This is a genomic window from Arcicella aurantiaca (assembly GCF_003148625.1).
Taxonomy (GTDB): domain Bacteria; phylum Bacteroidota; class Bacteroidia; order Cytophagales; family Spirosomataceae; genus Arcicella; species Arcicella aurantiaca.
In genome coordinates, this window is record NZ_QGGO01000016.1 from 25,981 (window position 1) to 52,539 (window position 26,559).

Sequence of the window (26,559 nt, forward strand, 5' to 3'; positions counted from 1 at the left end):
ATATCATGAAAATATCAAAATTACATTATATCACTCAAGATTTACCTCATATTTCGCATTGGGAACAGGCTCGTTTAGCTTGTGAAGGTGGAGCAGATTGGGTACAATTACGAGTAAAAAATCAGTCGTTCCCCGATTGGAAAGAAACGGCTTTGCGTACCCAAGAAGTTTGTAAAAGCTTTGGCTCGACTTTAATTATCAACGACAATGCTCAAATAGCTTTTGAAATTGAAGCTGATGGCGTGCATTTGGGTAAAACTGATGGCTCACCGATTGAAGCAAGAGCAATGTTAGGCGAAAAATTTATCATTGGAGGTACTGCAAACACCTTTGAGGACATTCAGTTTTTGCATGAAGCAAAGGTGAATTATATCGGTTTAGGACCTTTTCGTTTTACAAAAACTAAGAAAAATTTGAGTCCAATTTTAGGTTTAGAAGGCTATCAATCTATTTTAGAACAGTGTGAAATAGCAAATTTATCATTGCCAATTATTGGTATTGGAGGCATAATTTTAGACGATGTCGCAACGCTAAAAGCCACTAATTTGCACGGAATCGCCATTTCTTCTTTAATCAATTTAGCAGAAAATCCTGTCTCTGTTACGCAAGATTTGATAGGTGCTTTAAAGTAGGACTGGTTTTCAACCTGTCAGCCAACAAATTAAAAACAGGTAGAAAACCTGTTGTACTCAAAAAGACTTTTGACAGGTAGGAAACCTGTTGTACTGAAAATGAAAATAGCCAACAAAGAATTTACATCCCGACTTTTTACAGGCACGGGGAAATTCAGTTCCAATGCGTTAATGGAAGAAAGTCTGTTAGCTTCTGGTTCGGAATTAGTAACAATTGCCTTGAAAAGGGTAGATTTACAAAATCCTGCTGATGATATTTTAGCTCATTTAAACCATTCACATATCAATTGGTTGCCTAATACTTCGGGTGTGAGAAATGCCAAAGAGGCAGTTTTTGCGGCACAATTGGCTCGTGAAGCGATGCAAACTAATTGGGTAAAATTAGAAATTCACCCCGACCCAAAATATCTTTTACCTGACCCCATCGAAACACTAAAAGCTGCCGAAGAATTGGCAAAATTGGGCTTTGTTGTCTTGCCTTATATTCATGCTGACCCTGTTTTGTGTAAACGTTTAGAGGAAGTTGGTGTTGCGGCGGTAATGCCTTTGGGTTCGCCAATTGGGAGTAATAAAGGCTTAAAAACGATAGATTTTTTAGAGATAATCATTGAGCAAAGTAACATTCCTGTGATTGTAGATGCGGGAATTGGCTCGCCTTCTGATGCTGCAAAAGCCATGGAAATTGGGGCAGATGCCGTGTTGGTAAATACTGCAATTGCTGTATCTCAAAATCCCGTAGCGATGGCAAAAGCCTTCAAAATGGCAGTTGAAGCGGGTAGAATGGCTTTTGAAGCCAAATTAGCACCTCTAAATAATCACGCTGTGGCGAGTAGTCCGTTGACGGCATTTTTAAATTTATAAGAATGAATTCTTTCCAAACGTTATTTCAGCAACATTCTTGGGACAGTGTCAAACAGAGTATTTTAGCAAAAACCGTTCAAGATGTTCAACACGCTTTGCAAACCTCCAAACCTACTTTAGAAGATTTCAAAGCCTTGATTTCTCCTGCTGCTATGCCTTTTTTGGAATTATTGGCACAAAAAAGCCAACAGATTACCCAAAAACGTTTTGGCAAAACGATTCAAATGTATGTGCCTTTGTATTTGTCTAATGAATGCCAAAATATTTGTACCTATTGTGGTTTTAGCTTCGACAATAAAATCAAGCGAAAAACGCTCAATGACCAAGAAATTATTGCTGAGGTAGAAGTTTTAAAATCAATGGGTTACGACCATGTTTTGCTGGTAACAGGTGAAGCAAATCAGACCGTTGGCGTGCCATATTTGAAGCGAGTTATTCAATTAATTCGTCCTTATTTCTCGCATATTTCAATGGAAGTTCAGCCTTTGGACGAAACGGATTATACCGAATTGATTGCCGAAGGTTTAAATACCGTGTTGGTTTATCAAGAAACGTATCACGAAGAAGATTATAAATTGCATCATCCGAAGGGGAAAAAATCTAATTTTCAATATCGTTTAGAAACGCCTGAACGTTTGGGAAAAGCGGAAATTCATAAAATGGGTTTAGGTGTTTTGATTGGTTTGGAGGATTGGCGAACCGACTGTTTTTTTACCGCTTTGCATCTCGATTATCTGGAAAAAAATTTTTGGAAAACAAAATATTCCATTTCGTTTCCTCGCCTGCGTCCGTTTTCGGGCGGACTCGAACCCAAAGTTGTGATGTCAGATGCTGAATTGGTACAATTAATTTGTGCTTATCGAATTTTTAATGAAGAAGTTGAGTTATCTATTTCAACGAGAGAGAACGAAGTTTTTAGAGATAACATCATAAAATTAGGAATTACATCGATGAGTGCAGGCTCGAAAACGAATCCAGGAGGCTATAAAGTTGAGCCACAATCGTTAGAACAATTTGAAATTAGTGACGAAAGAAGTCCGAATGAAATTGCCCAAATGATTCAAAATCAAGGATATGAAGTTGTTTGGAAAGATTGGGATATGGCTTTTTAATAGTAACACAGGTTTTAACCTGTTTGTAACGTGGTATCAGTTTCTCAAAACTGACACCAGAGCATAATAATTGACAGGTTGGAAACCTGTCCTACTTGGAATGAACACAAACCGTTATAATCGACAAATTATCTTACCCGAAATTGGCGTTGAAGGTCAGCAAAAACTATTAAATGCTCATGTTTTAGTGATTGGGGCAGGCGGTTTGGGTTGTCCTATTTTACAATATTTAGTAGCTGCGGGCGTAGGAAATATTGGCATTGTCGATGCCGATGTGGTATCAATTTCAAATTTGCAACGCCAAATTTTATACACGGTTTCTGATGTTGGCAAGCAAAAAGTAGTCGTGGCAAAAGCTCATCTTTTAGCACAAAATCCAGAGGCAAACATTGATATTTATCCTGTAATGTTACATTCTTCAAACGTACTGGATATATTCCAAAACTATGATTTTGTGATTGATGGCTCTGATAATTTTGCCACTCGTTATTTGGTAAATGATGCTTGTGTAATCTTGAAAAAAGCCTTTGTTTCGGGTTCTATTTTCAAATTTGAAGGACAAATTTCTGTTTTTAATTACCAAAATGGACCAACTTACCGCTGTCTTTATCCCGAACCACCCACCGTAGGAAGTGTACCTAATTGTTCAGAAATTGGCGTAATTGGTACATTAGCAGGGATTATTGGCACGATGCAAGCCGCAGAAGCCATTAAAATTATTACAGATGCTGGCGAAGTTTTGAGTGGTAAATTATTATTGTTTGATATGCTCACGATGCGTTCTCAAATTATTAAATTCAAAGCCATTGAAAGTAATAAAGAAATCGAAGAATTAATTGATTATCAAGAGTTTTGTGGTGATTTTCCTGTTGAAACAATACAGAATATTGACTCAGAAACGCTACAAATGTGGATAAATGAGCAACGAGATTTTCAATTGATTGATGTTAGAAACCCTCATGAATTTGAGCGAGATAATATTGGGGGTGAAAACATTCCTTTAGATGATTTATTAGAAAATATCGCTCAATTAGATTTACAAAAACTGATTATTTTTTGTTGCCAGACAGGATTACGAAGTGCAAAAGCTCTTGAATTATTAGCAAAAAATGATATTAAAGGACATTTTTATCATTTAGCAGGAGGAATCGTTTTTTAATGTACTCTCTTCTATTCTACTCAAAATTCTTCATTTTACAATATTCCATGCAACTATATATGCCTTTATGGTTGTCTAAACCCATTATTGAAACTCCTTTTTAAGAAGTATTTTATTGATTAAGCAATACACAAAATCATTACTGTGTATTTTAAAGAATAAATAGAACTCTCTGCTTTGTAACACAAAAACGAATATAGAGATTGTTTCATTCGTTTTTGTGCTTGACTTCATAAGCCTTATTGTGTATTTGATATTTCATTTTTCTTAATTGAAAATACAGGAGGAGATTTCTCAACCTTATGCTACAATTAGTGTTTCTCTAAAAACTAAGATGATGATTAAAAAAAGTTTAGTGGTAGTTAGCTTTGTGCTGACTTTTATTTTGAGTTTTCAGTCGTGTAAAACGGATGAAATAACGGCAGTTAAAACCGCAAGCATAACTGGGCTTACTTGTGGGAGCGTAACGTTTTCGGCTACTGCTACCAGCGGAGCTTCATATACCGGCACGGCAACAGTGCCTTATACAGGTGGCAATGGAGTTGCTTATACAGCGGGAGCTCCAGTGGCATCATCGGGAGTAACAGGACTTACCGCAACTTTATCAGCAGGAACTTTAGCGACAGGTAGCGGAACTGCCAGTTTTGTCATTACAGGCACACCGTCTGCGGCTGGAACTGCCAGTTTTCCAATTGATTTAGGCGGACAAAGTTGTACCTTATCCTTGCCAGTTGTTGCTTCAAAAGCTAATATTTCTACTTTAGTATGTACTGTTGCTCCTGCCGTTGGTACTAATGGAACGGCTTATACAGGTACAGTAACAATGGCTTATACAGGCGGAAATGGCGGAACTTATGATGTTTCGGTAGCTTCGTCAACAGGCGTTGAAGGGCTTACCGCAACTTTAGCGGCAGGAACATTAGCAAACGGAGCGGGAAGTTTGATTTATACTATTGCAGGTACGCCAACTTCATCAGGAACAGCTACTTTTAATTTGAGTTTGGGCGGACAAAGTTGTACTGTTACACTTGCCATTTCAGCAGGTTCTACGGGTACAGCAACTGCGGCTAAAGATACTGTTGTAATTGCCTATTCTGGGACAAGTGCAACGATTAACAATCCTTATCAATCGTCTGGTGTCAGTGTTGCGGTAAGTGGTGCAGATGTTACAGTAACTTCTACCAATACCACCAAAGAAATCGTATATCTATTATCGGGAACAGCGTCCAAAGGAAGTTTCAAGATTTATAGTGAATATAAATACAACATTACTTTAAAAGGCGTGAGTTTGACGAATAGCACTGGACCAGCCATTAACAGTCAGTCGAAAAAGAAGGGTACAATAAACGTAGTTACAGGAACAACCAACACCTTGATTGACGGTGCAACGTATGCTACCAGTAGTGAAGACCAAAAAGGTACAGTTTTCAGTGAAGGTCAATTGAGTTTTATGGGAACAGGTACTTTAAATGTGACTGGAAACAACAAACATGGAGTCGTTTCAGATGATTATATCGAAATAAATGATGTGAATATCGTTGTGAAGTCAGCAGTTAAAGATGGTATTCATGCCAATAATTACTTTTTGATGAATACAGGAACTTTAGCCGTTACGTCTTCTAATGATGGTATCGTTGCTGAAGAGGGTTACGTTGCTATCAATGGCGGAACTATCACTGTAAATAGTGTTGATGATGGCATTACTGCCCCTTATGAAGGCACAAGCACCACAATAACCCCTTATGTTTTGATAAAAGGTGGAAAAATAACCGTTACAACTACTGGAGACAAAGCAAATGCTATCAAAAGTGAGAGTTATACAACAATTGGAACAAGTGATGTTATTACGTTAACTGTTTCTGGAAAAGGTTCAAAAGGAATAAAAACAGGGGGAGATTTTACCCTAACTTCTGGAACAGTAAAAATCACAACCACAGGAGCTGCCTATTATGATACTGCTGATTTAGATATTGCTGCTCCAGCGGGAATCAATTGTGATAAAAATTTAGCCCTAAAAGGAGGAACTTTAACCATCAGTAGTACAGGTATTGGTGGAAAAGGCATTACCGTAGATGGCACGGCAACCGTTAGTGGTGGCACGACTAACATTACTGCATCAGGAAGTACATATACCTATAATTCTGCCAATACAAGTGAAGCAAAAGGGTTTAAAAGTGATGGAGCATTTGTGATGAATAATGGCGAATTAAATATTTCTGCTACGGATGATGGATTAAAATCTGGAACGTCAATTACCGTTAATGATGGCACTATCAATGTGACCAAATCTTATGAAGGAATGGAGTCTATCCTCATTACCATTGCAGGTGGTGTATGTAATTTGACGGCTTCTAATGATGGTATAAACACATCTTATGGAACGGTTTCGGGTGGAACAGAATCAAATGATAATAGTCAACTGACGGTTAGTGGTGGGGTTTTGATTGTAACAGGTTCTGATGCAATCGACAGTAACGGAAACTTCACTATCAAAGGTGGTACGGTGATAACTTATGGTAATGAAGATATAGATGTAAATGGAAATTTCTTGGTTAATGGCGGAACATTAATTGGGGCTGAACCCAATAATAACATGACCAAAGCGATGGGAACGGCTTCTACGCAGGTCGGAATGTTTATTAAATCAAGTGCTTCACTTGCTACTACTTCGATTTTACATATAGAAGATGCCAACGGAAAGGATTTAGTGACATTTAAACCCAAAAGTGCTTCTGCTATTTTCCACTTTTCTCATCCAAGTTTAGCTAAAAGTTCTCCTTATAAAATTTATTTTGGTGGAAGTTATACAGGAGGAAGTTTTGTAGGAGGTTCAACGGGTTGGGGATTGTACACAGGTGGTACCTATTCGAATACTGGAGCAACTCTAAAATCTTCTCCAACGACTTCTGGAACATCTACTGTAAATGCTATTTCTTTCTAATTTTTAACAGAAATTGACTATAAATCGATAGATAAAATTGTAAAACAAAAAGCGAAGGATGATTTTTCACCCTTCGCTTTTTGTTTTACTCAACTTACATAAAATCCTTATTTAAGAATAGTAATTTTTACATCACTCATTAAACCAGAAGGTAATAAAGGCTCTTGACCTCTATAAAATGGCATTGTGGTAAAAGTTGTTTTGGTTGTTACGTTTGGTTGTGCATCGCCAATTAAGCGGTTTACCCAAAGGTTAGTTACTTTCACTTGAATTGTATTTTCGCCCGCTTTTACAGCTTCCGAAATATCCAATTTGAAAGGTTTTTTCCAAGCCGTACCAACGTTTTTACCGTTTACGATTACTTCTGCAATATTTTTAACTTCGCCTAAATCAATGACATATTTTGCTGATTTATCAAGGGAAGCTACTTTAAATGTATTGTCGTAAGTAGCTGTTCCTGAGAAATATTTGATGTCATTGTCTGAACTTTCTGACCATGAAGAAAGTTTGTCAAACGTTACATTTTTATCATTGAAACCAACTTTCCAAGGCGTTGCAATTTGTGCCAAAGTCTTTTCTGTTTTTGTTGGATTTGTGAATGATGCCGCAACGTTTCCTGCATTGGCAAAAACAATAAAGTAAGCTTCCCAAGATTCAAATTTTAGAGGAACGATTGTTCTGCCATTTTTTACTTGATACGAAACGGCTTCTGTTTTTCCTGTTTCAGGATTCCACAATTGCGGAATTTTGCCTGATACTCTGAAACTTACCTCAGCATTTGTTGTATTTTCGCTACGATTGTCTAACCAATAAATTTCTTGATTGGCAGTTTGACGGTGACGGAAAAGAATTTTATTTTTTGCATTTGAAATAATCACGTCTGGCTGTAGAGACGTTGCCTGCAACGTCTGTAAGCTTGTAACGTTTGATTTTGCCCAAATTTCATTGGCAAGTTTCTGAAATTCAGCATCATTATCAGATAAGCTTGGCGATTTTTCTGGTTTTGCACCAACTACTTTTATGCCTGCATCTACCAAAGATTTGATTTTTTTCAGAACAGGTAAAGTCATCAATTTTGCCGATTCGTCAAGCATTAATACTTGGTAAGTGTTTCCACTTTTGGCAACTAACTTCCCATCTTTTGCTTGAATTACATCTAAAAGAGCCGAAGAATTGACAAAATCAAATTCTGAACCTGCTGGAATATTTGGCAATTTGTTTTGACAAATTAAAGTAACGTTCGAGTTTTCTCCGTAATAATAAAGAACATCAGCTACGTTTTTACCTTGTTGAAGCATATAACTGCTACGTCCTAAATAACCCATCCAAGCCTTTCCGCCTGCTTCTGCCCAAGTTTCCAGACGAGTAAAATATTGCCCAAAAGGTCCAAGTGAGAATCCCGGTCCTTTATCCAAAGGTTGATGTACTGAAGTATGAATCACAAAACGATTTAAGCCAGAAGCCATTTCCATATCGGCAGTGCGTTTCAACTTTTCTGGATTCCATGAAAAAGCATTTTGAATAGAAGTCATCGATTCTGCCGCCACAATGTTTTGTCCATAAATATTGGCTACCGAAGCCGCTTCTCTAATATCGCCTTCGCTACGCACTTCTTCTTCATTACCACCTGCTAAACTTCCCGGAGTCCACATGGCAGACATTGGAATATCTGCATTGCGTTTTACGTCCATACCGTCAGCCAAATAAATACGTCCATTTTCATGAGATTCTGTATAGCGTTTCATGCCACGTTTGTGTAATTCTTCACCAATGACATCGTAATGATTTTCTGCAATCATTTCACCGATAGTTTTTCTAAAATCCCACAAAAACTTCTCGGTTGCTTCAAGATTATTAACCACTCTGCCCGTCAATGCAGGAATCCATGAAATAATATCATAACCACGTCTTTTCTTAAATTCTTGCGGAAAACCTTTTGTCCAGTTCATGTGTCCAGCTTCGTAGCTATCCAAAACCATGTATTGCAAACCTTTTTCGCCCATCAAGCCACCCGTTGCATCTTTGTACATATCCAAATAAGTGTTGATATATCTTCTAACGGCTTCTTTGTCTAATTTATCAACTTCCAAACCCGTAGCTTCTGGCGATGCAGGGTGATTTTGGCGACCAGTCAACGAATATCCAAAACGAACAACCATCCAATTGCCTTCGGGAACATCCCATTCAAGGCTTCCGTCTGCATTCATTTTACCTGTTAAATTCACAATATCCGCCGTTGGAATTGCTTCTACATCTTTTGCACCTGCCAATTTCCCATCTTCTTTCCAAGCCGAGAAACCTGCTTTATCTTCAGCTTGGTCAATGCGAGAAGTATTAAATAAAACAAATTCCGAAATATTTGTTCCCGCAGGTTTAGGTGCATCTGTCATGCCCATCATTGCCATGATTGGGTTTAATTCTCCCTTGAGCGTTTCAAAGCAAATTCTCCAATATTTAGCCGTGGTAGTCGGGATTTGTGTTGTAATAAACGGCAAGGTCGTATTAGAAACTTTGGCAACTGTTCTAAAATTCACGCCATCATCACTAACTTTTAAGCTACGATTAGTTGGACCTCCATTAAATTCTGCTAATTCGCCTGCTTCTCCCATTCCTAAGCCAAAAGCTTTGAAAGTTTGAGGAGCATCAAATTCATATTGTATCCACATATCCTGTCCAACTTCCATTGGAGGCAAAAGATAGGTTTTGTTAGCATCGTGGTCGAGCATCGTTTTGGTGTCAAAATCACCGCCACTTTTAGTCATTTTAGGCTGTAAATCCATGATATGCTTTTCATTGCTTGGCAATTTGTAAGCAATCACCAGAGCATCGGCTGAAAAATGTGGTTTTTCGCCCACGAAACCACCCATAACCCCACCTGCATGAGTTTCAATTGCCCCATATTTCCCGATAACATCAGGCAATTTTGGTAATTGAATCGTTTGTTTTTTACCACCTTCAACCAATGCTTCCGTAAAAACATATTTTTTCATGCCATCTTCTGGTTTTACCCAAGGTCCACCCGTTACACTCCAACCCGGTGAGCCAGCAATTGCCATTTCAAGCCCTTTTTTATCGGCTAATTCCGTCGTGAATTTGAAGGCATCTTTCCAATCGGGTTGCATAAAAACCAATTTTTTAGGCACAACCACAGGCGTAAATAAGTTTGCATCAAAATTTTGGAAACCGCCAATGCCCACTCTTTGCATCCAATCCAAATCTTTTTGGATACCATCTTTGGAGATATTTCCGTTCATCCAATGCCACCAAACACGTGGTTTTGCCGAATTTGGCGGTGTTAGAAACTGATTTTTATCTTGTGCATAGCCACTCAAACTTGAGAGTACGCACAAGGCTAAAATTGATTTTTTAGTTTTTTTCATGTTTTTTATTTTAGATTTTTTATCCATTTAATACAGTTCCCTATCCAATCTATATCACTTGTTGGGTTATCCATTCCGTAGCCGTGTCCGCCTTTTGCATAAAAAAATGACTCGACAGGCACTTTGTTTTGTTGTAGTGCAGCGATAAATAAAATTGAGTTTTGAACAGGAACAACATCATCATCATTGGCATGAGTAATGAAGGTCGGAGGCGTATTTGAAGTTACTTGTAATTCGTTTGAGTATTCTTTTACTTTTTCTGCCGAAACAGGCAACGCTTTGAGTAGTTTTTCAGAATTTTGCCAGTCGCTCATGATTTTATTCAATTCTTCCGAAGGCATTTCTCCAATTAAATTAAAACGTGAACCGTAATGCGTTAGGTTATCTGCAAAACTGATTACGGGGTAATTAAGAACCATAAAATCAGGACGAAGACTCGTTTTTTTAGGATTGCTGATTTGCTCTTTCATAAAATGAGTTCCCGCCGTAGAAGCTAAATGTCCACCCGCTGAATTGCCTTGAATCCCGATTTTATGAGGATTTATGCCCCATTTCTGTGCATTTTCTCTCACGATTTGAATGGCTCTTTGAGCATCTTGCAAAGGCACAAATTCTTTATTATTGACCAAATCGGTATTGGGCAAACGATATTTCAATACAAATCCTGCGATGCCGTTTGCTTGTAATTTTTTAGCAATGGCGTGTCCTTCGTGTTCAGCCGCTAAACCCGAATACCCACCACCCGGACAAACAACTACGGCAATACCTGTTGCTTTGCTTTTTTCGGGTAAATACATGGTCAATTCGGGTGTAATTACTCTAACCACAAAAGGGGTATCGCCATATTTTACCGTTGAATCTTTAAGGTTCGATGGTTTTGAATTTGGAGCAAGTTGGTCGTAAAGAGAAATGGTTTTTTGAGCAGATAATGATAAACACAGGCTCAGACAAAAAAGAATTAGAGGCACTATTTTTTTCATGGTAAATGGGGCTTATTGTTATGACTTTATTTAATTTCCATTCCTAAGTTCCTGTTTTAAGAAATGAATCACTTTGTTTCTAATTTCCTCTACATCGTACATCGTTCCAAAATGTGGAGCATCTTTCACGATGGTTAATTCATTTTTCACTTTGTGATATTTTAGCCAAGCACTAAATAACTTCGATTGTTTATTGGATACAATTTCGTCTTTTTCACCATGAAATATCAAAAAAGGAGGGTCGTTTTTATCTATGTAGGTAATTGGGCTTGCTGCTTTTGCTAAATCGGGGCGTTCTAATGGAGCGGCTCCAATTAAAAGACCTTCTGGCGATTTAGCATTTTCATTTCCCGGTAATAAAACCAAATCTGTTGGCCCATAAAAATCTACGACTGCCTTGTAGTTGAATGCACGATACGAAGTAGGAAAATATAAATCATCTACTTTATTATTTTGGGAAGTCCCCATTAATGAAGCCAAGTGTCCGCCTGCCGAAAAGCCCATTAAGGCAATTCTGTTTTTGTCTAAATTATATTTTTCAGCATTGTCATAAAGGAAAGAAACCGCTTTGTTACAATCTTGTAAAATAGCAGGAAAAACCGCCTGAGTTGCAAACCGATAATCAATTGAGGCTACTGCCATACCATTTTCCAACATTGCCGCTACGGTATTTGGCATATAACCCATATCTGCATATTTGTCGTTGCCAATCCAACCACCACCATGAATAAAAACAACAAGCGGTAATTTCCCTTTTGTTTCAGCGGGCAAATATATGTCTAATAAATGCTTTTTGAGTGTGTCATTATTGTAGGCAACATTCCCATGAATAATGGTTGCTTTGGGTAAGCGAGCATGGATTTGACTTGCCGTTGGTAATTGAGCAAAACTCTTCGCTGAAATGATAAAAAGGACAAAACACAATGACAGTTTTTTAAACATGATAATGAGAAAATAAATGTGTGGTGATAAATTATTAAATATGTAATGTGTTTGTTTTCAATTGATTAGTCCTCATGCCCCCCCCGATTAGTCTGTAAAAATATAGGAATAATGTACTTAATATCACAAAACCTCACCCCCAGCCCCTCTCCGATGGAGAGGGGAGAAAATGGAGCCGAATGCTCCCCTCTCCATCGGAGAGGGGCTGGGGGTGAGGTTTTGCTACATTAAGTATATACTTCCGAAATATTTTCCCTACAAAAGGACAGATTTTCTGTCCTTTTGTAGGGAATGGTAAAAATTAAAACTTGTAAGTAAAAGTCAAGAAATATGCTCTTGGAGGAATACTTACCGTTGAATACACCGCATTTGGATTTGCCTCAAGCATTGCTTTGGTAAAACCATCTCTATTGAGAGCAGCAGGGAAACCACCCGGTGCCGACCAACCCATTACACCATTTTGATTAAATACATTATTTACGTTGGCTTGTAACGAAATTTGATTCGTGAATGTATAACCTAATGTTAAATTGCTTTGTGTGTAGTCTGGAAGTTTAAAGGCATTGGGTACATTGGCTTGTCTTGCTCCCATATATGTCCATTCCAAAGAAGCAAATAATTTATCCGCCGTATAAGTTGGCGATAAACGGAACATGGTTTGAGGTACGTTTCCTGCTTCATTTCCTGAGAAATCCAAGATTTGGTCATCCGCTTTTCCATTGCCATTCAAAATCCAAGAACGGAAATTTACTGCTACCGATTTTTGGAAAGTAGCCACTGCTTTTACAGAAAATTGTTTCGTGAAATTATAATTTCCTTCAAGTTCTAATCCTTTAGTTTCAAATGAGTTATATAAAACTGGGGTTGCATAAGTTGAAGAAAGTTCTGCTGTTTCCTGTCCTGTTTGCTGATTTACCACATTATTTAACAAACTATAAAATGGCGTAACAAAGAAGGTAAGACGGTCTGTTTTTGTTTTGAAACCTAATTCTACCTGTTGAATCTTTTGAGCAATTGGGTCTAAGAATTTCAAACCTGCATCTGTATTCACACTCAAATACATATCCATATCTGGAGCTTTACTACCTTTAGAATAACGTCCATAAACGGCATAATTATCATTGATTTTGTAGTTTAAACCACCTGAAAACGATAAGGTACTCACCGTTTTATCATAGCTATATTTACTCGTGATTTTACCTTCGCTATTGTCATATAAGGTTAATGGATTGCCGTCTGTTCCGCCATTTGTCGTGGCAGAAGTTGTAGCAATTTGGTTTGTTCCTGCCACATTTACCGTTTCATAACGAAGCCCCCAATCTAAATTAAGTTTTTCATTAATTTGCCAATTATGACCCATGAAAAACGCTAAATTTCCTTGTGTGGCATCAATAATGTTGAAAGCTGCACTTTTACCACTTCCTCCTGCTACGCCGTCTGCATTGGTAAATTGGTAAGTTTTGCCATCAAAACCAGCATATGAAATATTAGTAGCCGTTGGGCGAGGGGTAGTTAATTGGCTATACATCACGCCTACGTCTGTACCATTGAGACGGTGCAAACTTGAATTAGCATAGAAACCACCAAATGTCAAGCTCATATCCTTGATTCTTTTGGTAAAAGAAAACTGTTCAATAAACTCTTTCATATTATTATTTTGATAAAAAAGCGGATTGAACAATACCGAATTTGCTTGTACAGTTGCCCCCGGTAATGAACTTTTGTTCACAACGTCATTGAAACCTGCAAAATTACCATTAATGATATTGGGAGCATGGGTAACATTGGCTAATTCAGTACCTGATTTTAAATCTTTGAACGAATAATTACCAAAGTTGAACAAATTGCCCGAAACTGCATACCAAAGGAAATTATCAACGGCAAAAGGATATGCTACGGCTGTGGTATTCCAAATCGATGTTTTGTCAGAATAACGCATTTTGTTATCGAAAGTCCAGCCATTACCAAAGGTTTTGTCAAAGTTAAAACCAAGTGATAAGTCTTTTGAATGGATTTTATCACGAGAATCGTAATGAATGGTTTCATTGGTTTGGTTGATTTTTACATCTGCCGTCACCGCTGGAATTAACACCGAATTTGTTTGACTAACACCTGCGGGTAAATGTGGGTCTGTAAAACCAATGGTTGGCAAAAACTCAAACCAAGCATTATGGTCGTTCAAGTATTTGGCATAAAATTTCAATGAACCGCCTTTCAATTGTTTTACGATATTAGCTTTAATTTGTCCACCATTATTCATTGGATAACCTGGGTATCTTGCACCGTCAGCTTGTCTGAAAAACCCTCCAACATTATAAGTTAAAGACTTATCTTTATTGAGTGGCCCTCCGAAGTTTCCGTCAATTCTGTAAAATGGATTGATGCCGTCTCCTTCTAAACCGTATTTGGCACGAGCTTCCCCAGAAAACACTTTTCCACCCGTTTTTGACACATAATTAAAAATTCCCCCAGGTGCATTATTGCCTAAAATAGAGGCAGTTCCACCACGAACCGCTTCCAATCTACCCATTGTAGCATCTGAACGCAAGTAATAATCAGGGCCATAATTACCAAAAGTGGCATTGGTAACAGGCAAACCGTCTTCTTGCATTGAGATATAATAATAACCAGAAGCTCCATCGTTTGAACCCACAGAAACCCCACGAGAATAAACGGTATTACGAATTTCTCCCAATGAAGAATTGACATAAACTCCCGGAATATTTTTCAATAAATCAGCCGCACTTAATGGAGCAACTCTGTCTAATTGCTTTGAACTAAGTACCGAAATCGCTACTGAAGACTCCATTCGGCTACGTTTGTCGAAAACGCCTGTTACCACTACTTCGTCTAAAGAAGCTACATCTTCAATTAAAGTAAGTCTAATATTGGTTTGATTTCCTGCTTTTATTTCTTGTGAAACATAACCGATAAATGAAAAAACTAAGGTTGCGTTTTCACTCGGAACATCAATTGAAAATTGACCATTACCGTCTGTTCTTGTACCTTGTTGTGTTCCTTTTATTTGAATACTTACTCCCGGTAAAGTCTCCCCTTTTTCGTTCAAAACCAAGCCTGTAATATTCTGTTTTACGGAAAGCTTTGAGTTTAAACCCATGTCGCTCATTTTCCAGATTTCGATGGGCTTTACAATTTGTTCTTTTTGCTTTAAAATAATCTGATTTCCACTTAATTGAAAATCTATATTGAGCGGAACAAACAGTTTATTAAGGGTATTTGAAATACTTTCGTTTAAACTTCTTACAGAAACTTTTTGGTTAGATTTAATAGCTTGTGGGCTATAAAAAAATTTTACATTAGCGTTTTTTTCAATCTGAATGAGTACATTTTTTAATTTTTCGTCATTCGCTTCAATACTAATTTTACGGTTAAGAATCTCTTGAGCTTCGGCAGTTTTTGCGAAGCCAATGGCTACAAAATTGATAGCTAAGAGAAATTGTACCAACGAAATTTTCATACATTGGATGATTAAATCATACTTTTTTTTCATACTTTTGATTGTTTTGTTTGATTTTTGAGAAATTTTGAACACAACAATCCCCTCCAACCATTTTTTGGTTGTTTTGATTTTTGGGGACTTTCTTCGCCAATGGTTCTGGTACAACCATTGGCTTTTTTTCAAAATAGGATTGATTTTTATTTATTTCATACCTCGGAGATTTTAAGGTAATTGATAGGTTTGTTTTAAATTATATTTTTAATTGAAATTTCATTTAATCAATCGTCCGAATTTAAAATTCGTTTTGGACTTTCATAAGCCATTGATAGTTAAGCTGATTGTGATGCTAACATCTAAATCCCAACACCTACTTATTCTCGACAGCCGACTGAGTTTATCAAAATTTTCCCTTCCACTACTTCATAAGACCCTCCAATAATTTTTGTAATAATGTCGAGTTTCTGGAAAAGGCTTTCATTATCAAATGTTCCCGTAACTTGGCACCCATGTAGCAAACTTTCATCAAATTCTATGTCTATTCCATAGGCAATTTCTATTCTTTTAAAGACCTCTTGAATGGGTGTTTCATTAAAAGAAAAACTCATTGGATTGGCATTGATAATGGTCGGTTTTTGAATGAGTTTTTTATTATATTGGTCAGACGAACGGTCGAAAATGGCTTGCTGATTTGGCAATAAAATTACGCCTGTTAGTTCGTTTTCATGGCTTGCTTTTTTCTTGTTTTTATAGACGCTCACTTTCCCTTCTTCCACCGAAACCACAATGTCTTTCATGCTTTCATAGGCTTTCACGTTAAAGCGTGTTCCTAAAACTTTGGTGGTTACTTCATTAGCATACACTAAAAATGGTCGAGATGCGTCTTTGGCAATGTCAAAAGTGGCTTCTCCTAATAAAATGACTACTCTTTTGTTTTTTTCAAAATTGGCAGGATACGAAATTTTACTTTTTGAAGCTAATTTAACCGCTGAACCATCTGGTAAATGTATCAATATGGCTTCTTTATGTTGATTTTCCTTTTCAATAAATTTCTGATTAAGTTCAGCTAAATTTGAGTTGTACGACGATGTTTTATGGGTGAAAAAAACGGCTAAACAAACTAAAACTACCGATGCCGCTACTCCTAACCATTGTTTAGGATATTTGGCAAATTGAAATATGCTTTTCTTTCTATTGGTTTCTTTTATTTTATTGAAAATGAAAGACTTAGTGTCTTCTGTGATTTCATTATTTTCATAACTGTTTAGTCCCAAACAGATTGATTTAAGAATACTCACTGCCTCTGAGTATTCGGTATCAGCGTGATACGACTGCCAGTTTTGCCAAAAACTTTCTGATTCATTGGTAGGGTTTAAATGTTGCCCCACAAATTCATCATCAGTTAGAAAGTCGGATACTTTATATTTTGTATAGTCTTTTTCCATTCCGAAAAATTATTCTTTGATGTTAAGACACGCAGTATAAAGATATATACTCACTAAAATTTTAAAAAATGTTGAAATAGTTATAAATGAGTATTGGGGCTTAGGATTTAGGTGTTGGGTTCTCAATTAATCAAGTATAACCTGATTTTGCATCATTAGTAAGTAAAAGAAAAAGCGAGCTTATAAATTAAGCGAAGGGAAAGTTTTACGAAGTTTTTCGACAGCTCTAACCACCAAATTTTGAGCAGACTGACGATTGATACTCATGACATTGGCAACTTCACTGTATTCCAATTCTTCTACAAAACGAAGGCGAAGGGCTTCTTGCTGACGTGGGGGTAATTGTGCAATAAGTTTATTGACTAATTCTTCTTTTGAAAAACCATAATTATTGAAAAACGCCATTTCATCTGAAACAGAATCTTCCCATAATTCATCAAATTCACCATCTTTAATAGGCAAAAACTTACTTTCTCGACGCAAAATTTGATTTTGCATTCTGTTTTTTAATGCTTTCAGTAAGTACGACCGAATATTTGTTGGCGTGGTAATGGTGGCTCTTTTTGCCCAAATTTCAGTAAAAACATCATGGATACAATCAAAAACAAAATACTCTGAAAGCGACGAAAGACTCATGCCGTATCGGTACATTGCTCCAACGTGTTCACGATAAAGTATAGAATAGGCATCTTCGTCACCATTTCTGAAGGATTCCCAAATTTCTATATCTTTAATTACCTCAAACATTGTACTCTAAAATGGTTTTTTTATTATTTTACAACAAAAAAATACAATTTCTACTGATTGACACTCATGTACTATCATGGAAAATTAGTAAAAAAGTTGATGACCAAAATCGTTTGCTATTGTTTCATCAGCAGTTTTTATCTTATTAGTAAATAAAAAAAGAGCAGATTTTACCTGCTCTCTAAAAGTTTAACGGAACAATAAAGGGTTTGTCGCCAGACAAACGATAGACCAGAGATAACACGGATAAAACAGATTTATACTGATTTTTATTTAATTTTTCCGTGTAAATCTGTTAAATCAGTACAATCTGTGGTCTAATTTTATTCTGCGTCAAATTGTAGATAGTTCCGATTCAAATTATTGCATTTGCATTCCTTCCATATTTGAAGAGTTACTGCTTTTCTTGAGTGAACTCATATCCATTTTTCCAAAACGGAACGATAGATTTAAACGAACAATTTGAGGGTTTGAGATTCTATAATATGTTTGTGTAAAGCCCTCTCCTGTTGATACTTGAGTGTTTCCTCTGGTTTTGAAAATATCATTTACAGAAAGCGTAAGTGAGGCTAAATCATTTTTCAAGAACGTCTTTTTAATGGCTAAGTCGAAACCGTAAAAAGGTTTAATATATCCTTGTGATGAACTTTGAGCTTGGTTCATTGGCGGTCCGCCCATTCCTTGATTTTGCGTTATTGGTAAATTGGTTTTACCTTGATAGTCGCCAGAAACTTGGATTACCCATTTTTTAGGAAGTGTAATGTTGTTATTCAATTTCCCGAAAACTGTCCAAAGAGCATCCGTTGAAACACCTTTATCGATGTTGTCAATGTTAATTTTTGAATTATAAAAGTTAACATTTGCCGTAATATCCCACCATTTTACGATTTTATTGGTGTAAGTAAATTCAGCACCGTAATTAATACTCGAATTGGCGTTGATATACGTATTGATAAGGTCAAGTTTGCCACTAATTGGATTAACTTCTTGATTCAAATATCTGGTAATCAAATTGTTTGTATGCTTGTAATATACAGACGTTAAAAATGTTGCCGAACCTTTGGTTTTGCTATAAGAGAACTCACTTGAAGTGGTAAATTCTGGTACTAAATCAGCATTTCCACGAGTAATATTTAAGCTATCGCTATAATCAACAAAAGGAATTATTTGAAAGAAATTCGGACGATTTACTCTACGTGTTACGCTCAATTGGATTTGGTCGCTTTGTGTTAAATTTTTGCTCAAAAACACCGAAGGGAACAAACTGATAGGATAACGGTTGCTGAATTTTTCGCCAGTATTCAATAATTTTCCATCATAAGCAGAACTTTCTCCTCTCAAACCAACTTTGTACGAAAACAATTTTTTCACTTTTCCTGCCAGCGAAATATAGGCGGCATACACGTTATTTTTACTTTCATAATTGGTAGATGCCGAAGTAATATTTTTGTAAGTGTCGCTTCCTACGGCTTTCAGGCTATTATCATTGATGTTTGATAATTCGTTTAACTGAAATCTAAGCCCCGTTTCAAGCGTAACTTCATTTTTTAAAGGCTTCACATAATCAGTCTGGAAAGTCATAAATTTATTATCTCCCGAACCGATATTTTTCTGAATTTGTGTTCCCGTAATTTGCGTTCCATTCAGATAATTGGTTGAATACAAACCATCATTTTTGTTTGTGCCTCCAAAATAGGTCAAGTCAACGGTTAGTTCTTCTCCTGCTTTGGCAAATGAATGTTTAAAACCCATTTGTCCACCTCTTGGTTTAAAACTACGTTCTGACGAAGAAATACGGTTGCTATAACTGGTAAAGCCACTGGTAGTATTTTTAATATCAATGTCTTCAGAAGGTGAAAATTGCCCACTTCCTAAAATTCCCGCAATGGAGAAACTCGTTTTATTCGTCAAATTATAGTCTAAACCCAATCTTGAAAATACCATTGAGCCTTTCGTTTTGCTTTCAATATCTTGGTAAACATTAGAATTAATGCCCCCAATGGTACTTGTTCTTTCGCTGTATCCGTTAGTATTATTTCTCATGTTGAAGTTCATCAACATCAATGAAAGATTTACTTTTTTCTGTTGAAGATTAAAGCTTCCCATTAAATTTGAACCACCGAAACGGTCAGCTCCTGCATTGACAAATCCGTTATAACCATTGCGTTTATTTTTCTTCAAAACCACGTTGATAATGCCCGCCATACTGCCAGAAGCGTCATATTTGGCTGAAGGATTGGTAATTACTTCCACTTTTTCAATCACATCCGCAGGAATTTGGTCTAACGAAAGCGTGGTTGGTCTGCCATCAATAAAAAGTGTTGGAGCGGCATTTCTAACTTTCACATTTCCATCAATATCCACTTGTACCGACGGAATATTTCGCATCACATCAACGGCTGTTCCGCCCGCAGTTACAATATTTTTATCAACGTTAAATGTCTTTTTGTCAATATCCATCTCAACCAAAGCTTTAGTTGCCGTAACCACAACGGCATCTAAAACCTTATTATCATTTTCAAGTTTAAGTTTCCCTAAATCTTTCTCGAAACCTGCCATAAATTTGGCAATCATAGCGGGGTCAGGTTGTTGACCGGGTTTAGGTGGAGCAAAACTTCCATCCATTTTAGGAAATTGAAAAGCAATTGGCATTTCAAGTGTTTTATAACCTACCGAGCTAATTTTTAGTTTTAAGCGTCCCATTACAGGCAAATCTTTCATGCTAAATTCGCCATTCATTTCACCTTGTACCGCTTTTACTAAAATATCTTTATTTTGTTTTGTAGCCGTATCTTGAACCGTTTTTAAAAGCACCACAGAGGCAAACTCAACAGGTTTTCCTTGTTCATCAACTATTTTTCCAATAATTTTCCCGAAGTTCATTTCAGGGGCTTTTGCACCTTTTGCAGGTGTTCCAAAAGGCATTTGGGCAACACTCGTGAGTGAAATAAATGCCGCCAATAATGCTGATAATAAGAGTTTCATTTTGTATTAATTTTAATTGAACGAAGTCCATTGATTACCCGAATCAAAAACTTAGGTCAAAGTTGTAACAGAAGATTGACACTATCAACCATTTGTATAGCAATGAATAGCAAGTGTATATCTGTGAGAATTTAGGGAAGGAAATGTGTAGAAATTTAGAAAGAATTACGATTTAAGAATTACGATTGACGATTGTGAGAAATGGGGCTTTTATGATTTTGTCAATTACCAATTCACCAATAATGAATTCTACTTTGGTACTTTCAAACTTACCCTAAAAAGAGCCGTAGGCTCGGGAGATTTTATAGCCCCGAAATTTATTTCGGGGAAAGCTAATTTCCAATAACCAATAACTAATAAACTATTCTGCAAGCGTTTTTATACTGGCTACGTATTTTTTGCCGACGGGTAGCTCGACTGTTGAAAGTGAAACTTTAGATTGGTGAAAACCTGTGATTTTTTGTTTATTGATAATGTATGAGTTGTGGATTCGAGTAAAATATTTTTCGGGCAATTTGGTTTCCATTCCTCTCAAATTGCTACGAGTCATTAAAGGATGAACTCTGTCTGTTAAGTAAATTTTGACATAATCTTTGAGTCCTTCGATGTAAATAATTTCATTGAAAAGCAACTTAACCTTCTGATATTCAACGTTAATTAAAATATAGTTCTCTTCATTTTCTTCGTTCAGTTTTTCTCGAAGCGTAAGTTGGTCTTCTACTTTTTTGAGGGCAGTCGCTAATCTTTCTTTACGAATGGGTTTCATTAAATAATCAACGGCATTTAATTCAAAACCCTCTAAAGCGTATTGATGAAAAGCCGTCGTAAAAATAACCAACGGAGGTTTTTCTAAGTTTTTTATAAACTGAGTACCCAACATTTCGGGCATTTGAATGTCTGAAAATATCAAATCGACCTCATTTTTTTGCAAAAAATCGGGTACATCCAAAGGGCTATTAAATTTTTCAAGAATTTCAACATTGGCAAAGTCCAATAAATCATCTTCCAAAATATTTAAAGCAAAAGGCTCGTCGTCTATTAGAATACACCTAATTTTCATCTAAAATAAGTTTCAGTTTTATCTCAAAAAAATCGTCTATGGTATTGATAATCAGTTCGTGACGATTGGGATACAATAATTCTAATCTTCTCTGAATATTTATCAAGCCAATGCCTTCATTATCAATCATTGTTTTTTTCAAAAGTATCTTATTTTTCGAGCTAAACAAGATTCCTTTGGGTATTTTTCTAAATTCAAAAGTTATGTCAGGAGCATTTTTACTATCAATGCCATATTTAAAGGCGTTTTCAACAAAATGTATAAATAGTAAAGGTTCAATCAAGAAATTTTGGATATTTTCATCTACATTAAAAATTACATTTCCTTCAATTGGTAAACGAAGTGTTTGTAATTCGATGAAATTCTTTAAATGCTCCATTTCTCGGTTGAATTCCACTTTATTTCCTTCTACTTCGTACAAAATATATCGTAGAATTTCAGACAGTTTCATGACCGATTCTTCCGACATTTCCGACTTTTTCCTGATTAGCCATCTGATATTATTGAGGGTATTGAATAAAAAATGAGGGCTAATTTGCAGCTTCAGCATACTTAATTCTGCCGCAGTTTTTTCGAGTTCTATCAGTTTATTTAACTCTTTTTGCTTGGCTTGTTCTTCATAAAGGAATAACATAGTACTTGTTAAAATGCACAATGAAAACATGATTGTTGGTCCAATCACCAAGCGAATGAAAAAGATATTTTGCTCTTCAAATCGTTTAAATTCTTCAAAAGGGCTAAAATGGATTGTCAGATAATTAAAGAAAATATAAATGGCTAAAAGTATAAAAATGAAGATGGTAAATTTTATTCGCCTTTTTTCAAAAAAATACTTTGGAGCGATAAAATTGATATTCAAATAGAAACTTGTGGCGATAAATAGAATATTTAGGAAATGCGTTTTGACGAAGTAAAAGTTGAAATCGCTGATTTTTTTTGGCTCGTATAAATAACCAATAAAAGGCAAAAGAAACAATATCAGCCAAGTAATAAGATGTGACGAATACTGTTTAACAAAGGTCAGCGAGAAGATTGTATTTTGTTTTTGCCCCATCGTACTATTTTTTGAGAATTTATGACAAATGTATCGTTAATTCTTTTATGATACTCAAACAAAAAAACAACCCCACAAAATTTTTCACGAATGAAAAACCTGTGAGGTTGACATAGTTAATTGTTTAGATGGGTTATTTAACGACTTTCATTACGCCATTCATGATGCTCCAATGCCCTGGAAAAGTACATACAAATGGGTAATTTCCTGTTTGTGTTGGAGCGGTAAAGCGTAATCGATATGTTTCATTTGGATTGACCAAAGGTGATGAAAACAACACTTGCGGAATGGCAGGAACGTACCCTTTTTCGGCAGCATCTTTTTGCGTAATCATTTTATTGGCTGCATTCCCGATGATTTCAAGGCTTTTTGGTTTTCCGATAACCAAATTATGTTGCATGGCGTCGGGGTTTTCAAATCTGATTTCTACGTTTTTTCCTGCCGTTACGGTAAATTCTTTTAACGAATATTTCATGGCTTCTGGAATGGTTTTCAGCACAATAACTTGTGCGTTGGCATTGGGTAAATTGCCTTCCCAAGTTTGCACCAAACGAGTTAATCTTGTTTTGCTATCCGCAGAAACTTCTGATGATAATTTTGCGATAAAGGCTTTATTTTCAGTAGTTAAGTTTGCTTTTTTATTCGGATTCCAGCCATCAACTACGCCTTTAATTAAAGCATTTTTACCTAAAATATCCAAAGATTGTGCTTGCTTTAAAATAGCTAAAACAGAGTCGATAGGGGCAGTAGAAGTATAACTGCGAACGGCTTTTTCTAAGGCAAAATTCACCATTGATTTTGGAGCATCGAAAACTAATTGATACTTGAATGAATTATTGGTTTCATTGCTTTCTTTGATGCCGTTGCTTTTATCTACTTCAACCGACAAATTATAAGTACCTGCAATATCTGATAAATATTTCAAGTCGCTTGTCCATGTTCCATTTGAAACTTTAGAAATAGTAACCGTTTCACCTGATTGAATACCGTCTTCGTGAGGTTTACCGACTAAGTTTATTTTGCGATTCATGCCTTCAAGGCGAATATCTAAAGGAATAATCGTTCCTGCGGGAATTGCTTTCCCTTGATTTTTTAGTTCGATATAGATAAAAACATTATCACGAACGGCAGGATTGGCAGGTTCTGTTCTAATATTTGTAATGACTAAATCAGGAAATTGAGCAACAATTAGTTTTTCGGTAGAAGTTTTCGCAGGATGTGTCATAGCATGGTGGTCATGGTTCATCATGGGCGTTTCTTCTGTCGTTTTTGGCAAATTTGAAGCCTTTTTAATCGCATTCTGTAATTGAATTTTCAATAATTTACGGTCGTGACTGGTTAAAGCGATTGAAAATGCTTCGGGTAACCAACGGTCATAAATATCGGTTGAACTTTCTAATTTAGACAAAATTGCCATTTCTGAAGCATTCGTCAAAGGCATTTCAGACAAAGCCAAAATGGTATTTAAAACCACCAAAGGTTCTGAATCATTCAATAAATTATTACTCAATAAAATATCAACAGAAGCCGAATTTCTTGGTAAAACTTGAACGGCATTTTTACGAACGCCCGCACATGGATGTTTCAAACAGGCAGTAATTGCGGATAAATTTCCCTCAATTGCTCCCAATCCTTCCAAAGTTCTAAGTACATGAATTACGGTTGGATTTATGCCTGTTTCGTCCAAAGATTGGTCTTTCAACATTTCAAGCAATTGCGGAACAACGTCTTTATTCCCACGTTCTACCAAAAGTCTTTGGGCGTTCATTCTCCAAAACATATTGGTATTTTTGAGTGCAGACAATAAACCTTCTGGTTGATTTTTATTTAAGCTAATTGTTTGATTATTAGCTGATTGCTTATAGCCAACTCGGTAAATTCTGCCGTGTGTATAATCTCGCAAATCGGTTTCGTAGGCGTTTCCAACACCCATCGTAAAACCCGCAGGTTTTGGGTTATGCTGAATAATATAACTGTACCAATCTGCTATCCAAACGGCACCGTCTGGACCTGTTTGGGCAAAAACTGGAGAAACCCATTCGTCAGCTCCTGCTAATAAATTGAATCCTTCTGAATCTTCGTAATCTGTGCCTTTTTTCACGATTGCATTTTGGTGAACAACGTGACCTGTTGGCTCACAAACGAAGGCAATTTTATTCCAATACTGTTTTGGGAAATTTCTTGCCGTATAAAAATTATGCCCTGCTGCTGCCGTATAGCCACCAAAAACATCTACCTGACGAATGCGTGGCGTAATGGTTTTCATGTCTTTATGCGTATCAATACTGCGACTTCCGTTATCCAAATTGTAAGACGGATTCAAATAATGACGGTTTGGAATTGCCATATACCAACCGTGCGAATTGTTGGCAGTTGAGCCAAAAACGTCGCCAGTTTCGTTGAAAGCCATTCCCCACGTATTATTTGAGGTACTCGTCATCCATTCTAACTGAGAACCGTCTGATTTAAATCTAAAAAATGCTTGTCCAAATTTTAAAGAATCACCATTGGCAACTTTTCCGTTGAAACCTGCATAGCCAACAGAACCCCAAATCCAATTGTCAAATCCATAATGAAGATTTGAAGGGCCAGCGTGCGTGTCGTTGATACCAAAACCTGTAAATAGCGTTCTTTTTTCATCAACTTTATCGTCGCCGTCATTGTCTTTCAAAAAAACCATGTCGGGAGCTTGCGAAACAATTAGCCCGCCATTGGCAAAAACCATTCCCGTCGGAATACTCAAACCTTCTGCAAAACGGGTGAATTTATCGGCTTTTCCGTCTTTATTAGTGTCTTCGCAAAGCAAAATATAGTCGCTACCGCCTGTATTTTTACGTTCGTTGGGATAATCTTTGGTAATCAATACGTACAAACGTCCTTTTTCGTCCCAATCCATTGCAATGGGGTGCATAACGTTTGGTTCAGCGGCAAAAATATCCAAAGTAAAATCAGCAGGAACTTGAATATGTTTCAGCGATTCTTCGGGCGAAAGCGGTAATTGTTGCACTTGAACGCCTGCCCGTTTTTCGTAGTTGGGCAATTTTGCCTCACGATATTCAAATGGCTTGGGATTGAGTGCCGCATGAGCTGCTCTTGCTTCATCGTTTACTGCCCAAATAATTCCATTTTCAAGTAATTTCTGAAAATTATCATCATTCCAAGTTCTTTCATCATGTCCGTATGCGGTATAAAAAACTCGCCCTTTTCCATAAGAACGTGTCCAAGTATAAGGCTCAGTTTTAGCTTCTGGACGGTCTTTGGCTTGGTCTGCCTTAATTTCACGCACCATCAAAACATTATTGTCTGCTTGTAATTGACTGTGCAAATAAGTTTCGTCGTAGGTTTTTATCTTACCCAAACCCTTCATAATGATATGATTAGGTTGAACAATATTCGCTTGGATAGTGTCCATACGATGACGCCAAAATTGTCCGCCGACCATTTTTACATATTCGGGTGAATTTCTAAAACAATATGAAGCACAGTGAATCGGTAAAATTCCTTTTCCTGATGACACATAATCAAGCAATGCTTTTTCGGCATTGGGCGTGATATTATCCCAATTGGCAAAAATCATCAAAGCATCATATTTGGCAAGGTTTTGACTGTTAATATCTTCTAATTTATCGGTGTAGGTAATATTTATGCCCTTGTTGCCCAAGGCTGACATAATTGATGGCACTCGTTCAATGGGTTTATGATGCCCATTATCACCTAAAAAAAGGATTTCTAATCGTCGTTGAGCATAAGTATATTGGACGAAAAGAATCAATATAACTACCAAAAACTTTTTCATGATTTGAT

Annotated in this window: 15 protein-coding genes; 5 read left to right on the plus strand and 10 right to left on the minus strand. The window is 36.6% G+C overall.

Features of this window, described 5'->3' with window-relative positions:
• Positions 1–5: 5 nt before the first annotated feature.
• The 5 genes from LV89_RS15060 to LV89_RS15080 all read left to right on the plus strand — a co-directional run bounded on the left by LV89_RS15060 (position 6) and on the right by LV89_RS15080 (position 6,705).
• A complete protein-coding gene (locus LV89_RS15060) occupies positions 6–632 on the plus strand; it encodes a thiamine phosphate synthase (protein ID WP_109743744.1) in 627 nt (208 codons plus the stop codon).
• 99 nt (positions 633–731) lie between these two features.
• Positions 732–1,493, plus strand: coding sequence for a thiazole synthase (locus tag LV89_RS15065; RefSeq protein WP_109743745.1), 762 nt, complete (start codon positions 732–734; stop codon positions 1,491–1,493).
• A 2-nt stretch (positions 1,494–1,495) separates the two neighbouring features.
• Positions 1,496–2,605 carry a 2-iminoacetate synthase ThiH gene (gene thiH, locus LV89_RS15070; RefSeq protein WP_109743746.1) on the plus strand — a complete coding sequence of 370 codons (1,110 nt, stop codon included), beginning with the start codon at positions 1,496–1,498 and terminating at the stop codon, positions 2,603–2,605.
• A 100-nt stretch (positions 2,606–2,705) separates the two neighbouring features.
• A complete protein-coding gene (gene moeB, locus LV89_RS15075) occupies positions 2,706–3,764 on the plus strand; it encodes a molybdopterin-synthase adenylyltransferase MoeB (protein WP_109743823.1) in 1,059 nt (352 codons plus the stop codon).
• Between the two features lie 334 nt (positions 3,765–4,098).
• Complete coding sequence (locus tag LV89_RS15080; RefSeq protein ID WP_109743747.1) at positions 4,099–6,705, plus strand: carbohydrate-binding domain-containing protein; 2,607 nt, start codon at positions 4,099–4,101, stop codon at positions 6,703–6,705.
• 107 nt (positions 6,706–6,812) lie between these two features.
• On the opposite strand, the gene LV89_RS15085 is transcribed toward LV89_RS15080, so the two are convergent.
• The 10 genes from LV89_RS15085 to LV89_RS15130 form a co-directional block, all read right to left on the minus strand.
• The gene (locus LV89_RS15085; protein ID WP_109743824.1) at positions 6,813–10,085 is read right to left on the minus strand and encodes a glycosyl hydrolase; all 3,273 of its coding nucleotides are present in this window, start codon (positions 10,083–10,085) and stop codon (positions 6,813–6,815) included.
• 5 nt (positions 10,086–10,090) lie between these two features.
• Positions 10,091–11,065 (minus strand): alpha/beta hydrolase, encoded by a 975-nt coding sequence (locus LV89_RS15090; RefSeq protein ID WP_109743748.1) that lies wholly within the window; start codon positions 11,063–11,065, stop codon positions 10,091–10,093.
• A gap of 30 nt (positions 11,066–11,095) precedes the next feature.
• Entirely contained in the window at positions 11,096–12,007 is a 912-nt protein-coding gene (locus tag LV89_RS15095; RefSeq protein ID WP_109743749.1) for an alpha/beta hydrolase, read from the minus strand.
• A 301-nt stretch (positions 12,008–12,308) separates the two neighbouring features.
• Positions 12,309–15,518 carry a TonB-dependent receptor domain-containing protein gene (locus LV89_RS15100; protein ID WP_109743750.1) on the minus strand — a complete coding sequence of 1,070 codons (3,210 nt, stop codon included), beginning with the start codon at positions 15,516–15,518 and terminating at the stop codon, positions 12,309–12,311.
• Between the two features lie 320 nt (positions 15,519–15,838).
• Positions 15,839–16,909, minus strand: coding sequence for a FecR family protein (locus LV89_RS15105; protein WP_109743751.1), 1,071 nt, complete (start codon positions 16,907–16,909; stop codon positions 15,839–15,841).
• A 180-nt stretch (positions 16,910–17,089) separates the two neighbouring features.
• Positions 17,090–17,656, minus strand: a complete 567-nt coding sequence (locus LV89_RS15110) for an RNA polymerase sigma factor (RefSeq protein WP_109743752.1) — start codon at positions 17,654–17,656, stop codon at positions 17,090–17,092.
• A gap of 360 nt (positions 17,657–18,016) precedes the next feature.
• Positions 18,017–20,641 carry a TonB-dependent receptor gene (locus tag LV89_RS15115; RefSeq protein ID WP_109743753.1) on the minus strand — a complete coding sequence of 875 codons (2,625 nt, stop codon included), beginning with the start codon at positions 20,639–20,641 and terminating at the stop codon, positions 18,017–18,019.
• Positions 20,642–21,002: 361 nt separating this feature from the next.
• Positions 21,003–21,701, minus strand: a complete 699-nt coding sequence (locus LV89_RS15120) for a LytR/AlgR family response regulator transcription factor (RefSeq protein ID WP_109743754.1) — start codon at positions 21,699–21,701, stop codon at positions 21,003–21,005.
• Positions 21,691–22,755 carry a sensor histidine kinase gene (locus LV89_RS15125; RefSeq protein ID WP_109743755.1) on the minus strand — a complete coding sequence of 355 codons (1,065 nt, stop codon included), beginning with the start codon at positions 22,753–22,755 and terminating at the stop codon, positions 21,691–21,693. Before LV89_RS15125 ends, LV89_RS15120 begins: the two co-directional genes overlap by 11 nt.
• Before the next feature lie 133 nt (positions 22,756–22,888).
• A complete protein-coding gene (locus LV89_RS15130) occupies positions 22,889–26,551 on the minus strand; it encodes a PVC-type heme-binding CxxCH protein (RefSeq protein WP_109743756.1) in 3,663 nt (1,220 codons plus the stop codon).
• Positions 26,552–26,559 lie beyond the last annotated feature (8 nt).

Coding starts and splice junctions, on each gene's coding strand:
- LV89_RS15060 (WP_109743744.1), top strand. CDS start 6: ATGAAAATATCAAAATTACATTATATCACTCAAGATTTACCTCATATT.
- LV89_RS15065 (WP_109743745.1), top strand. CDS start 732: ATGAAAATAGCCAACAAAGAATTTACATCCCGACTTTTTACAGGCACG.
- thiH (WP_109743746.1), top strand. CDS start 1,496: ATGAATTCTTTCCAAACGTTATTTCAGCAACATTCTTGGGACAGTGTC.
- moeB (WP_109743823.1), top strand. CDS start 2,706: ATGAACACAAACCGTTATAATCGACAAATTATCTTACCCGAAATTGGC.
- LV89_RS15080 (WP_109743747.1), top strand. CDS start 4,099: ATGATGATTAAAAAAAGTTTAGTGGTAGTTAGCTTTGTGCTGACTTTT.
- LV89_RS15085 (WP_109743824.1), bottom strand. CDS start 10,085: ATGAAAAAAACTAAAAAATCAATTTTAGCCTTGTGCGTACTCTCAAGT.
- LV89_RS15090 (WP_109743748.1), bottom strand. CDS start 11,065: ATGAAAAAAATAGTGCCTCTAATTCTTTTTTGTCTGAGCCTGTGTTTA.
- LV89_RS15095 (WP_109743749.1), bottom strand. CDS start 12,007: ATGTTTAAAAAACTGTCATTGTGTTTTGTCCTTTTTATCATTTCAGCG.
- LV89_RS15100 (WP_109743750.1), bottom strand. CDS start 15,518: ATGAAAAAAAAGTATGATTTAATCATCCAATGTATGAAAATTTCGTTG.
- LV89_RS15105 (WP_109743751.1), bottom strand. CDS start 16,909: ATGGAAAAAGACTATACAAAATATAAAGTATCCGACTTTCTAACTGAT.
- LV89_RS15110 (WP_109743752.1), bottom strand. CDS start 17,656: ATGTTTGAGGTAATTAAAGATATAGAAATTTGGGAATCCTTCAGAAAT.
- LV89_RS15115 (WP_109743753.1), bottom strand. CDS start 20,641: ATGAAACTCTTATTATCAGCATTATTGGCGGCATTTATTTCACTCACG.
- LV89_RS15120 (WP_109743754.1), bottom strand. CDS start 21,701: ATGAAAATTAGGTGTATTCTAATAGACGACGAGCCTTTTGCTTTAAAT.
- LV89_RS15125 (WP_109743755.1), bottom strand. CDS start 22,755: ATGGGGCAAAAACAAAATACAATCTTCTCGCTGACCTTTGTTAAACAG.
- LV89_RS15130 (WP_109743756.1), bottom strand. CDS start 26,551: ATGAAAAAGTTTTTGGTAGTTATATTGATTCTTTTCGTCCAATATACT.